10 protein-coding genes are annotated in these 12,961 nt (G+C 46.6%); 8 read left to right on the forward strand and 2 right to left on the reverse strand.

The window, feature by feature from the left end; translation table 11 throughout:
- The first annotated feature begins 75 nt into the window (after nt 1–75).
- The gene (gene gspB / locus D9980_RS11335) at nt 76–630 is read left to right on the forward strand and encodes a type II secretion system assembly factor GspB (protein WP_121607346.1); all 555 of its coding nucleotides are present in this window, start codon (nt 76–78) and stop codon (nt 628–630) included.
- A 49-nt stretch (nt 631–679) separates the two neighbouring features.
- Here gspB and gspS read toward each other — a convergent pair whose 3' ends face one another.
- Entirely contained in the window at nt 680–1,072 is a 393-nt protein-coding gene (gene gspS / locus D9980_RS11340) for a type II secretion system pilot lipoprotein GspS (protein ID WP_121607347.1), read from the reverse strand.
- A gap of 666 nt (nt 1,073–1,738) precedes the next feature.
- Here gspS and D9980_RS11345 point away from each other — a divergent pair.
- From D9980_RS11345 to D9980_RS11375, 7 genes are all read left to right on the forward strand, one after another.
- Complete coding sequence (locus tag D9980_RS11345; protein WP_121607348.1) at nt 1,739–4,438, forward strand: glycoside hydrolase family 32 protein; 2,700 nt, start codon at nt 1,739–1,741, stop codon at nt 4,436–4,438.
- 754 nt (nt 4,439–5,192) lie between these two features.
- Nucleotides 5,193–6,803 carry an ABC transporter permease subunit gene (locus D9980_RS11350; RefSeq protein ID WP_237737036.1) on the forward strand — a complete coding sequence of 537 codons (1,611 nt, stop codon included), beginning with the start codon at nt 5,193–5,195 and terminating at the stop codon, nt 6,801–6,803.
- A 14-nt stretch (nt 6,804–6,817) separates the two neighbouring features.
- Nucleotides 6,818–7,609: an ABC transporter ATP-binding protein gene (locus tag D9980_RS11355; protein ID WP_121607350.1), complete on the forward strand. Its 792-nt coding sequence runs from the start codon at nt 6,818–6,820 to the stop codon at nt 7,607–7,609.
- Between the two features lie 46 nt (nt 7,610–7,655).
- Entirely contained in the window at nt 7,656–8,732 is a 1,077-nt protein-coding gene (locus D9980_RS11360) for a porin (protein WP_121609007.1), read from the forward strand.
- Between the two features lie 776 nt (nt 8,733–9,508).
- Complete coding sequence (locus D9980_RS11365; RefSeq protein ID WP_037412911.1) at nt 9,509–10,297, forward strand: ABC transporter ATP-binding protein; 789 nt, start codon at nt 9,509–9,511, stop codon at nt 10,295–10,297.
- Nucleotides 10,298–10,448: 151 nt separating this feature from the next.
- Nucleotides 10,449–11,156 (forward strand): MgtC/SapB family protein, encoded by a 708-nt coding sequence (locus tag D9980_RS11370; protein ID WP_065683124.1) that lies wholly within the window; start codon nt 10,449–10,451, stop codon nt 11,154–11,156.
- Nucleotides 11,157–11,214: 58 nt separating this feature from the next.
- Complete coding sequence (locus D9980_RS11375) at nt 11,215–12,090, forward strand: LysR family transcriptional regulator (protein ID WP_162304257.1); 876 nt, start codon at nt 11,215–11,217, stop codon at nt 12,088–12,090.
- A gap of 324 nt (nt 12,091–12,414) precedes the next feature.
- Here D9980_RS11375 and D9980_RS11380 read toward each other — a convergent pair whose 3' ends face one another.
- Nucleotides 12,415–12,666 (reverse strand): YdgH/BhsA/McbA-like domain containing protein, encoded by a 252-nt coding sequence (locus D9980_RS11380; RefSeq protein WP_370454313.1) that lies wholly within the window; start codon nt 12,664–12,666, stop codon nt 12,415–12,417.
- Nucleotides 12,667–12,961: the final 295 nt, after the last annotated feature.

Raw genomic sequence — 12,961 nt, forward strand, 5'->3', positions numbered from 1 at the left:
GTTACCCAGCGTTGGCGACACGCCAATAAAAAACCTCTGGCTGTAGAAATCAGCGTTAATTAAAGGTTCAGGGATGTGGACAATAAATCGATAGTAGAGCCAGAAGTCAGCGTTCAGCCAGCCAAAGGGCTGTTTATTCCCCGCTATCTGCTGCCAGTGTATGCATTGTTGTTAATAGCGATAGGCTGGTTTTCCGGACAGCACTGGCGTAACAACGAAGCTTTCGCTGCCCCCGCATTGACTCAAGTTGTCCCCTCTGCCGTGGTAAAAACGGAGATGCCCAGGCATACGGTCACCAACGCTGATATAGAAACTGCGCATGATGAAAATAAACCGGCGCAGCAAGTGGGACCAGATAACAAAGTCCTCCCCTCCTTAGCCAGTGATGAATTAGCCCCTTTAAGATACAGCGCGCACGTTTACGCATCGGAAGATGACAAACGCAGCATCACGCTGAACGGTCAGCGTTATCAGGAAGGAGACAGCCCTGCCCCCAACCTTACGATTGAACAAATACAACAGGACGTGACCATCTTTAACTTCAATGGCGATGTATTCACACTTGACGCATTAGAGGATTGGCCGGGCGGCAAGGTGGATAGAGAAAGCGCCGCCGAAGAGTCAGAATAAACCTTACCACTAGCCCGGACACTTGGCACAAGGCGTCAAGTTGGTGTCACTAACTGCTCCTTTCTGCACGCAGTTCGTCGGTAAAAGGTGCCAACAGGCTGTTAAAGCTGCTGCACTTGGTTTGTTCCGGCGTGTTGTCTCTCATCAGGCTTTGATAAATTTCCTCACTACGCTGCGGTAAAGCCCCGTAGCCAGCGTTATTCCAGCCTCGTTGCTTGGCGACTTTGTAGGCAACCTTGTCAATAACCGCATCGCTGGGTAAATCACTACGATTGCACTTATATTTCAAATACTTGGTACTGGCAATCACTGAAGCCAGCTGTTCTACCTGTTCATTAAGGGCGACCGGATCCTTTTGCTGAGAAGAACGTGGTTGCTGGCAACCTGCCGTTACCAGCAAAAGCAACACAGGGATAAGACGAAAAACCGGAGTTAACTGCATGATAATAATAATCTTATCTTGATTAAGTGGGTCTATTTTAACAAATCCCCCAGCACTGTCACTTGCTAGAGAGAAAAGTTTTCCTTATTGCGATCCCGCTTGCAGATTCATTTTCAGTGCTTTGCATTTTACCTCGTAGCCACACAAGTAGAGTACTTTGCGCCAGGATTAACGAAATCTATGATTGAGCGGTTATTAATCCACGGCGTCAATAGCTGACACTGAGAAAATGGCTTCAGCCCCTTTTTATTCAAGGTACTACATCGCTACATGACAAGATTGAAACCTAATGGCCACCCTTTTCTATCATAAAAGGATTGAAAGCTGAATCGATACATTAATCATGCAGCAAACCCAACCAATTATTCAACTTAAATCACAATAAAAAAGCAATGAAACGATAATAATTAAATTAATTTTGATTTACGTCACAAACAAAAAATACACTCTTGCTTGGTTAGCGGTTTTATTGCAGTTTTAATCTATAAGATTCAGTAATGCATAAGGTTCTTCAGTTTTATTTGCAACACAAGCTGAATCGTTTCAGTTGCAGAAGAAAGATAGCGGTAGATATAATTTTCATATAACAGAAGTTAAATACAATGAGCAGATGAATACATTGCTCTCCCTTGTCCATTTTTTAACAAAATTACTACAAGGAACGTTATGTCTTACGGTCATCCTATGAAAAAAAAACTTTCCCCTGGGTTAATCATCGCAGTCAGTGCCTCACTGCTTTACGGTTGCGATAACTCAAGTAACAGTAATACCCCAAACGAGGATACGCATGTTCAATCCTCTTACCTGGAAAAGTATCGACCTCAATTACAATATACCGCAGCTAAAAACTGGCAAAACGATCCTAACGGATTAGTTTATTACGATGGGGAATATCATCTTTTTTATCAATACAACCCTAACGGTAATGGCTGGGGCGACATGTCCTGGGGCCATGCCATCAGCACCGATCTGGTACATTGGGAAGAGCTACCCGTGGCTTTAGCCGTTGAGAAAGATGCTGAGGGAAAGGCAACTCAGATGTTTTTCTCTGGCAGTGCTGTCGTCGATATCGATAACACCAGCGGCTTGGGTGAGCCAGGCAAACCCGCCATGATAGCGATGTATACCAGCTATTATCCGGCAAGCATGACATTGGCAAACGGTAAAACCGTTGAGGAAGGCACTCAGGCGCAATCTCTCGCTTATAGCTTGGATAAAGGCCGCACTTGGCAGTTGTATGCTAATAATCCAGTATTGCCTTTGCCACCAACCGGCTATGAAGAACAATTCCGAGAGTTCCGCGATCCTAAAATGTTCTGGTTCGAACCGGAAAAAAAATGGGTAATGGTCGCGGTACTCGCCACCCAGCATAAAGCAGTCCTGTATTCGTCTAAAAATCTACGCGAATGGGAGTTTATGAGTGAATTCGGGCCAATAAATGCCACTGCTGGCGTGTGGGAATGCCCTGATTTATTCGAGCTCCCCGTCGATGGTGATCCCGCAAACAGGAAATGGGTGATGGTCATCAACCTTAATCCTGGTGGGCCGGTTGGCGGTTCGGGCTCGCAGTATTTTGTCGGTAATTTTAACGGTACCACCTTTGAGGCTGACGACAACAATGTCTTTGACAGTACGCCTCCAGAGGGCGCCGTTGTTGAGAACTTCGAAGGTGGCTATAACTCGCTGGGATGGACTGCAACGGGAGATCTGGCTGATAGCTATGTATCGCAAGGTAATAATCCAGGTCAGAATGGGGTAAGCCTGTATCAGGGTGAGAAGTTGCTAAATACCTTCGTCAATAGCGACGCGGCAATCGGCACCGTAACGTCCCCCTCGTTTAAAATTACCGATAACTATATCAACCTTATGGTTGGCGGAGGCAACCATCCCCATGTTGCTGACAGTACCCTGAAAACTGAATTGCCAACGGGTGATCTATTGTTCTCAGGTGCAGATTTTGAAGGTGATGAAAAGGTGACCTATAGTCAACTCGGATGGACAGCTGAAGGTGATTTTATCAATCAGCAGGTTGCCACTGGCACCATTGGCGATCAGCAGCAAGTCACCGGTTTCCTGGGTTCACATCTGGTAAACAGCTTTTTTGGCAAATTAATCAATAAAGAAGGTGGAGATTCGGCAATAGGGACATTGACCTCTCCCGCGTTTACCCTTGAAAAATCCTATATCAACTTCCTGATCGGCGGCGGCAATAATCCCTATGGCAAAAGTGGGACTACGGCGGTGGTGCTGTTGGTAAATGGAGAGGTCACACGGAGCGCAACCGGAAATGGCAGCGAAGCCCTGAACTGGGTCAATTGGGATGTCGCCGAATATCAAGGGCAGCAGGCCAGGATTGCCATTATTGATGACAACAGCGGCGGTTGGGGCCATATTCTGGCCGACCACTTTATTGCCTCGGATCTACCAGCCAAACCGATTTCATCCGAAACCACGGTAAATCTGCTGGTTAATGACAAAATCATCTATAGCGCGACCGGCTCAAATTCTGAAGCCCTTGACTGGCGTTCTTGGAACGTCGCATCACTCAAAGGGGAGAATGCTCAAATCCAAGTTATTGATAATAATACCGGTGGTTGGGGGCACATACTGGTTGACCAAATCCTCTTATCTGATCAACCGAAACAAACCGCCAACTGGGCAGATTTTGGTTCCGATTTCTATGCTGCCGTTTCCTGGAACGGCGTTCCCGATGGTAAACGTTATTGGATCGGTTGGATGAGCAATTGGGATTATGCCGGTAGTGTACCCACCACCTCTTGGCGCGGTGGACAGACCTTGGTCAGAGAGTTGGAGCTGCAAACGGTGGGGGACCACATCAAACTCACCCAGGCCCCGGTTGAAAGCATGACCAGCCTGCGTGGTAAACCGCTCTACCAGTTAAAAGAAGAGACGGTACTCTCGGCAGGAGACACTCTGTTGGCAGATGCAGGTGTGCAAGGACAAGTGTATGAAATAGAGGCTCAATTGAAGCCGGAGCATGCTGCAGAAGTCGGTTTCAAGATCCGTAAAGGTGCACAGGGTGAAGAAACCCTCATCGGTTATGATGCAGTGGCAGGAGAACTCTATCTGGATCGGACAAAATCGGGTGAAAGCACATTCTTTTCAGGCTTTGCTGCCAAACACCGCGCCCCGCTGCCACTTTCAGATGACGGCATACTGAAATTACGCATTATTGTTGATACATCATCAGTCACCGTTTTTTCCGGTAAAGGTGAAGTAGTTCTGACCGATCTGATATTTCCAGATCCTTCCAGCACCGGCATTGAAGTTTACAGCCAAGGCAACTCAGCGACGATTGCTGCGATGACCATATGGCCGCTGAAATCAATTTGGGCCGAAAAGTAGCCCTGCCCCCCCCCGAGCTTCCAGGAAGCTCGGGGCATTAATAATGTTGCAAAAAAACAGTCCATCAAGAAGAAGCGTAACTCAAAGAAAATCAGTTATATCCCCCTAATTTAAATAATATTCAAATTAGCTATATAGGCTTCAATTTTCTGATGTCCTTGTCTATCTGACGATATCACCCCCCCATTTTAATTTATGGATATATCATTTAAAAACTCAATTTTCATCCTGTTACATATGTAATAATGAAAACCATCACATCTACTTGCTATTCATTATGTTCAAGCATTACTATCTCACCGCTTTATTCTCACCACGGGGGCCTTATGGACGATGGAAGTTTTAGTTTAGTACTACTGGATAAATTTCAGTAATGTAGTTCATGCTACATTCTGAAATAAACAGAATGTAGACAATCAATCAACGGGTTATCAGCAACAGTCTGGCACTACCTTCGTGCCTTTGCATCTGATAACACCGGCTTGTCCTGCCTGATCCTGTAGTATTCATCGTTCACCATCAGCGTAACAATCAGCAAATTAATTTATCTCAAGCTATATACATTCGTTTGAAACGGAGGCGCTCGGCTTTATTTAGCTGACGTTCCCGCCGGTTTTTTTGAGAAACTTACGGGATTGGCATTATGCAAAAAAGCAGAAGTACATCTATTTCTAGAAAGTACTATCTAAATGACCTTATTGTTTTTGTAATAGCATCATTGGTCACCGTCTTTCTTATCCGTGCCTGGGGGGACATGCACGGCTCGTTTGATGAACACAGCGTGGGCGCCATTAGTCTGGATACCTGGAATCTTTTCTATTACTCACTAAGAACGACAATGCGGTTTGCCATCGGCATGATTTGGTCATTGTTATTCTCCATTGTCTTTGCCGTCTTAGCGGCGCGCTACGTGCCGTTACGCAGGGTGATATTACCTTTCGTCAACTTTATGGAGTCAGTGCCCTTGGTGGGTTTTTTAACCTTCACCACGGTGTATTTTCTTGGCCTGTACCCACACAGCGTGATGGGGCTGGAGTGTACCGCTATCTTTGCGGTATTTACCGGCCAGGCATGGAATATGATGTTAACGTTGTACCAGACGCTGCGCATCGTTCCAAGTGAACTGGATGAAGCCGCGCGCAGCTTCAACTACAATCCATGGCAACGTTTCTGGCGGTTAGAGTTTATCTATTCCGTACCCGGATTATTGTGGAATGCCATGGTGTCACAATCGGCTGCATGGTTCGCTCTGGTGGCGTCGGAGGCTATCCCGGTCAACGATAAATCGGTGGCATTGCCTGGTGTAGGTTCCTATATTGCCGAAGCGCTGGCGCAGCAAAACCTCCACGCGATTCTGTTTGCCGTGATCACATTGGCGGCTAATATTATCGTGCTCGACCAATTGGTTTTCCGCCCGTTGGTTCGCTATACCTCCCGTTTCAAATATGAAGATGTTAGCGCCAATAAAACTGAAGGCAGCTCATGGTTTTATAACTGCCTGAGCTATTCCCATCTAGGGTCAATGTTGTCAGCGGCCCTACGTATGCTGGCTGATTTATGGCTGTTTAAGCTGCCACAGATCTGGTACGGCCTTGGCTTGCATAAGCTGTTTCGCATCACCGCAAAAGCCAACTGGCTGTGGCGCAGCACTTGGTATCTCGCGGTGGTCATGGCCTGTGCCTGGTTCGGTTATCAACTATGGGAGTATTTCCCAAAGCAATACTTCGCCATGATGCCTGAATGGATGCTGCTGACCACTGCACGTGTAGTGGCTGCAATGGTGCTCAGCATCGTGATTTTCACCCCACTCGGCGTCTGGATAGGTATGAATCCACGCCTGGTGAAATTCTTCCAACCGATCATTCAAATTCTGGCTGCTATCCCGCCGAATATTTTCTATCCTCTGATCGCCGCCTTTATCGCTGTTTATCATCAGGATCTTGGTTGGTGGGCGATTCCAATGATCATGCTCGGCACACAGTGGTATGTGTTGTTTAACGTCATTGCCGGCGTCACGGCAATCCCATCACATATCACCGAAGTCAGCGAAACCTTCGGTTTACGGAGTTTCAAATGGTGGCGTTACTATATGCTGCCCGCGATTTTCCCCTACATCGTTACCGGCATTATTTCTGCAGCAGGCGGTGCCTGGAATAGCGCCATTGCAGCAGAAGTCATTCAATGGGGAACCACCACGATCAGTACTACCGGGCTGGGCGCTTTTATTTCAGTCGTGACCGATGCCGGTAAAAACCCGGAATCCGCCCTGGGCTGCGCTGCCATGTGCTCACTGGTGGCGTTATGCGTAATCTTTATCTGGCAGCCGCTGTATCGCGTAGCAGAAACCAAATTCAAATATGATTAATGCGGGGAAATTAAATGACTATTCAAGAAGTGGTGCTCAGCGCCAAGCAGGTTAACAAAGCCTTCATTGGAGAAAACAAGCTCCCCAAGGAAGTGCTGCGCGACGTGGATCTGAATGTTCACAAGGGTGAATTCGTTACGATCCTTGGGCAGTCAGGTTCAGGAAAATCAACGTTGATGCGCATATTTGCCGGCCTGATTGTCCCTGATACCGGCACGGTATCGCTGGCAGGAAAACCTATCGAAGGACCCGATGCCGATATCAGCATGGTATTCCAGTCTTATGCTCTTTATCCGTGGCTCACGGTGTATGACAACATCGCGTTTGGCCTGATCGCACAAGACTTGCCACCGCAATTGATCGACAAAAAGTTGAAAGCATTACTCACGCTGGTTGGCCTGAATGGATATGAGAAAGCCTGGCCCCGTCAACTTTCCGGTGGTATGCGCCAGCGCGTAGGTTTTGCCCGCGCATTAGCCGTGGAGCCCAAAGTTTTGCTGTTGGATGAACCCTTTTCTTCTCTTGATATCTTCACCGCGCAGAAACTGCGGATGGATTTAATGAATATCTGGACGAACAAAAAAAGTAATACCAGTGCCATCGTCATGGTGAGCCATGACATAGAAGAAGCGGTCATGATGTCCGACCGAGTCGTCATTATGGATGCCAATAAACGGCAAATCACCGATGAGATCGTTATCGACAGGCCAAGAGAATCACGAGGCAGACAGAATATGGCAGCCATTATTGATGAAACCAGCGATCGTTTGTATAAAAGAATTGCGATATCACAAAAAGCATCATAAATTTCAACGTATTTATTAACATCAGGTTATTGAAATGAAAAATAAAATGCACTTAGCTGTATTAGGGTTACTATTGCCAGTAGCCAGCACCACGTTGGCTGCAGAAATCGTAAATAAAGACGGCAACAAATTGGATTTATATGGGCAGATTAATGGTGTTCATTATTTCAGTAATAATGCTGGCAGCAGCGGCGATCAATCCTACACTCGCTTTGGCTTTAAAGGCGAAACACAAATTAATGATGACATCATTGGATACGGCCAATGGGAATATCAGATTGGGCTGAACGAAGCGGAAAGCGGCGAGCAAAGTGGTAACTACACGCGGTTGGGTTTTGCCGGGGTGAAATTCGGCCCGTTTGGAAGCATCAGCTATGGGCGCAACTACGGTTTACTCTATGATGTGGGAAGCTGGACCGATGTATTACCCGAGTTTGGTAATGACAGTTATGAAGCTGCCGATAACTTTATGACCAGTCGGGGCAACGGTATGTTGACCTATCATAATCAGGGTTTGGGGGGGATTATTGATGGCCTGAATATTGGCATGCAATATCAGGGAAAGAATCGGGGGGACGACGCTCATCACACGCAAGACCTACAGACACAAAACGGCGACGGATATTCCTTCTCCACGACCTACGACATTGGTTGGGGACTGAGCGCAGGCGGTGCCTACGCCAATTCGGATCGTACACAGGCACAGCGTAGTTTTGGTATGGCCAATGGCGATCGTGCCAGAGCCTGGACTCTGGGCCTGAAGTACGATCGGGATAACCTCTACCTGGCAGCAAACTATACCCGCACTCAGAACATGACCTACGTGGATGGTGGCAACTACACCGGCTTTGCACCAAAGGCCGATGCCGTCGAAGCCGTGGCACAGTATCACTTTGACTCTGGCATCACTCCTTCTCTTGCCTATTTGCAATCGCGTGGCAGCGATATGCCTGGCATCGGTGATACCGATCTGGTCAAGTATATAGATATGGCGCTGGGTTATAGTTTCAATGCCAATATGTCGACCTATGTAGAGTACAAACTGAACCTGCTGGATAAACATAATGCAGCCGGTTTAAGTGCTGATGATATCGTCGAGACGGGGATTATGTACCAGTTCTGAGAGGCTAAGCGCTGAACCCCATGCCTGATGAGGTTTGACCTCATTGGGCTTTTTATCGTTTTGAACGGGTAAAAGGTAGCAAGCAAGACATATGAATGAAAGTTAAAAACAGTGAATACAATCATGTTGGCCGTTTCTTTCCCCATTCCACATTGCCAATAGACTTTCCCCTCTGAAATTAGATTGTTTATCATAGCGAAACCAAAGATAACAATCACCACATTGCCTGAATTACCCTCATTTAACGATTTAGTTTCACTTCCATTGCTCCGGGATTTATAGCCAACCACTCATTGAAACTACAACCTCGTTGACGCTATGTTTAGTTTAAACAACCCTTGCGATAGTTATTAATATTAAATTACATTTTGCAGTTCTAAAACACCACTCAGTTATTGAGCTTCCTGGCCCTTGTGGGTACTATGAGACTCCGATTTAATACAGGATAAAATTATGGACACCGACGGTTCGTTATTCATTGGTTTGTTGAGCCTGCTGGAGGCTTAGGCGCAATAGTCATTTACTGCGTCCTGAAAAGTATCCGTATGTGACGTCATCACGTCACAACTGCACTTTATTATTACTTCCTTCAGCGCCTTATACTAGGCGATCCCTAGCTGACAGCATCTCTCAATAGCCAGAATTCAACTTACTAATCAGACCAATAAGGCCGCTGGCATTCTCCCGTGTGAATTTTCACGTCTGGATGTTCCTGTGCAAAACTCAGCGGCATATCCTATTCGCCTATTTGTTTTTTAAAAGATAACCAAGGAAATATGATGGCCAAGAAAAAAGTATTACTTACTGTCAGCAACGTTAGCAAGAGCTTCCAACCTACGGCCCAAAAATCACATTTGGTCCTTAGTGATATCGACCTCAAAGTCTATGATAATGAAGTAGTCAGCGTATTAGGGAAATCCGGCTCGGGCAAATCCACCCTACTGCGGATCATCTCAGGTTTGATATCTCCTGATTTTGGGGATGTCATGCTGGGTGAGAACAAAGTCTCAGGCCCTAACCCACAAATCAATATGGTTTTCCAGAACTTTGCTATTTTCCCTTGGTTAACCGTTTATCAAAATATCGCCTTTGGATTGCAGGCACAGCATTATTCCCAAGACACCATCGACAAGCAGGTGATAAAAATGCTGAACCTGATTGGTCTGGAAAAATACCGCAATGCTTTCCCACGAGAACTTTCCGGTGGTATGCGCCAACGGGTGGGGTTTGCCCGTGCACTCGTCGTTGAACCTGCGTTGCTGCTACTGGATGAACCTTTCTCTTCCCTGGATATTTATACCGGAGAAAATCTACGCAACGACCTAATGCAGATCTGGTCGACGCGGCAAATAAAAACTCGCTCCATGATTTTAGTAACCCATAGCATAACAGAAGCCGTAATGATGTCAGATCGGATTATTTTGTTAGGTTCAGAACCCGGTACCGTGACCGGAAATTATGAAATCACCCTACGGCGTGAGGAGCGGAACAAACGCTCAATGCAAAGCCTGATCGAAGAAATCAGCGCTGAGCTAAGCCAGCAAATTGCTACTTCGGCCTATTAAAACCAGGCCCTGTGTAAACGCCACTGAACCGTGTTTACCAAGGCATAAAATCAATTTCTAATCGCTGTCTGGCAGATGAAAAGTCTGCCATTTTAACTACCTGTTTATCAAGAGCTACCTTTTTATCGGTGTTTCATGATAAGCAGATAACATGTTGGTTTTTATCATGCATTTTATTCAAACATTAATAACGCTATCAACGGCATCTTTACTTGGCGCAATTATTGGCTATGAAAGACAGTTCCGGCAACGCACCGCCGGGTTACGCACCAATACACTTGTTGCCACCAGCGCAGCTATTTTTGTACATCTGGCCATGACCATTGATGGCAGTGGGGGTGCGGTAAGAGTGATTTCTTATGTGGTTTCTGGCGTCGGTTTTCTCGGAGCTGGGGCAATCATGAAAGAAGGAATGAATATCCGCGGCCTGAACACAGCGGCTACGCTTTGGGGATCGGCAGCCGTCGGTACCTGCGCGGGTTGCGCATTATATGGAGATGCTCTGGCCGCTACGTTATACGTACTGGCTGCCAATACACTGCTGCGCCCGATCGTCAATATGGTCAACAAACAACCCTTCAGCGATGTTAACGGTGAATCCACCTACCAGATCTGCGTGATTGCATTTGAACACGAGCAACGCGAAGCGTTAGCCAAATTCAAAAAGGTGATGCAAGCCGAAAACTGCTTTATCTCGCACCTGGATATCGAGCCTTTTGGCGATGATGACGTAGAGATCACCGCAACTCTCATGCCCGCCTCTGTCACTACTACGGTACTTGATAAAACCGTCAATACTTTACTTGGCGATAGCATGATGAAGCAGGCCTATTACAGCAGAATTTGTGGCTCTGGTTAAAAACGTCACGTAGGGCCCTTTTACACCGCCAATTAAAACATGAATGAAGAGAATTATTATGAAAAGTATGCCGAAATTATCTCACCTGACTACTTTTAAAGAAATTGTTTACTGCGGTAGCTTACATGAAACATCAAAAAAGCTGGCTATTTCACAACCGACACTCAGCCGTATTATTAAAGAACTTGAAGAAAATATAGGCTCGCGTCTTTTGGAACGCAGCAACCGCGGTGTCCGGCTCACTGCGGTAGGTGAAGCGTTTTTTCAACGCATTGACGCTATCACCAATGAGTTAAGAAATACCATTTATGAATTCCGTGGACTGAAAGAAACCGGAGAGAAATTCTTGCGCCTAGGTATGAGCACCTATCCACTGCTATGCTATCTCCCCGACGCACTTGAGATCTTTAATCAGCGTTATCCACACAGCCGCATTATCGTGATTGAGGATTGCCCCGAGGGGTTGGTTGCCAAGTTGAGAAATAACGAACTGGATCTGGTAGTCTGCAACCTCAGCGAGGGGATTAACTGTGTCGATCTGGTAACGCAGGACTTCAAATGTGAAACGTTTTCGCTTTATCAAGGGAACAATCAGTCCTCTGATGAGCTGCCGCTGGACGAAACAAAGTGGGTAGTCCCGCATTCCTGTACTGCCGGCCGTCTAGCGATGCAAGACTCCTCTTTCCCGTGCACGCAGCAGGGTAATGTCGTGGAAACTGATTCTTTCCTCGCCACCTGGTGTCTAGTGAAACAGCAGGGTTATCTCGCGCTATTAAGCGATCGTATCGTGGCACATTACAGCCCACAGCTGAACCTCAAGAAAAAATCTGCTGAAGATATCAATATCAGCGCATGCTTTTATATTATTAAACGTGACGAGCCCATGACATCGTCCATTACTAACGATTTTACCGAGATCCTGATGGCGATGTGAACACGCGGAAAATCACCTGGCGAAGTGGTGCAAGCGCCTAGAAAGTAAAGACCTGAAGGCCATCTGAAAACGAAAAACCCCAAGCTCATGGGTAAATGGGTTTTGCGTTACGTTAACCCAACTGGAGTGCCATTTTCCTAGGAAACTCGGGTCTATTCCGTCAGTGGAATGTACTGAATGCGACGCGTTATGAAAAAACGGCGAGCTCAGCCCGACAGAAAGCGATGTGATTTTCAACCTGCAGCGTGGTTGAGTAAAGGTAAAGGGGCGTGTTCATCAATTGAACGTCGCCCCTTATCGATTTACCACCATGCCCTCTCCTGATTATTTATACAAATCCGCGGTGCCGTAAACATGGTTATTAACGGTAACTGAAGTAATGCGATAGGCACTGGCCCCTCGCTGTTGCGCATCTGCGGCTATCATCTGTTCAAAGCTGCTCAACGTTGTCGCCTGGCTGGAAACCTCTCCGATTTTTTGCAACCCTTGTGCAGCACTACTTGTCACCGGCATGGCGGCCATGACACTGCTGCTGGCTGCGGCCAGTACCAAAGCCAAGATTACATTTTTCATCATTAAATCCTCTCACTAGCTGGATAATAACCGGCAGCAAAGGCCGCCGACGGGATTACGCTTTTACTGGCTCATGGCATCCTTACCGGTTTGCTGTTGCTTACTCATCGGCTCTCTCCTGCCCCCATATCACTTCGATGTGAGAAGTATTCAACGAATTTGTTCCCCAAGACCTCACGCAAAGTTAAATAAAATGTGATCACTGCCAAGGTGGGGGGTTGTGTAGACTTCAGTAAGACCTGTAAATCGCGGTGGGAAAAACGGAAAAGGCAAAACGCTTTTGATCGTCGAAGACGAC

Source organism: Serratia sp. 3ACOL1 (assembly GCF_003668775.1).
GTDB classification, from domain to species: Bacteria; Pseudomonadota; Gammaproteobacteria; order Enterobacterales; family Enterobacteriaceae; genus Chania; species Chania fonticola.

What these genes read in the sequence shown, in the direction of transcription:
- D9980_RS11345 (WP_121607348.1), top strand. Translation starts at nt 1,739, where the DNA reads ATGTCTTACGGTCATCCTATGAAAAAAAAACTTTCCCCTGGGTTAATC.
- gspS (WP_121607347.1), bottom strand. Translation starts at nt 1,072, where the DNA reads ATGCAGTTAACTCCGGTTTTTCGTCTTATCCCTGTGTTGCTTTTGCTG.
- D9980_RS11375 (WP_162304257.1), top strand. Translation starts at nt 11,215, where the DNA reads ATGAAAAGTATGCCGAAATTATCTCACCTGACTACTTTTAAAGAAATT.
- D9980_RS11355 (WP_121607350.1), top strand. Translation starts at nt 6,818, where the DNA reads ATGACTATTCAAGAAGTGGTGCTCAGCGCCAAGCAGGTTAACAAAGCC.
- D9980_RS11350 (WP_237737036.1), top strand. Translation starts at nt 5,193, where the DNA reads ATGCACGGCTCGTTTGATGAACACAGCGTGGGCGCCATTAGTCTGGAT.
- D9980_RS11380 (WP_370454313.1), bottom strand. Translation starts at nt 12,666, where the DNA reads ATGATGAAAAATGTAATCTTGGCTTTGGTACTGGCCGCAGCCAGCAGC.
- D9980_RS11365 (WP_037412911.1), top strand. Translation starts at nt 9,509, where the DNA reads ATGATGGCCAAGAAAAAAGTATTACTTACTGTCAGCAACGTTAGCAAG.
- D9980_RS11370 (WP_065683124.1), top strand. Translation starts at nt 10,449, where the DNA reads ATGTTGGTTTTTATCATGCATTTTATTCAAACATTAATAACGCTATCA.
- D9980_RS11360 (WP_121609007.1), top strand. Translation starts at nt 7,656, where the DNA reads ATGCACTTAGCTGTATTAGGGTTACTATTGCCAGTAGCCAGCACCACG.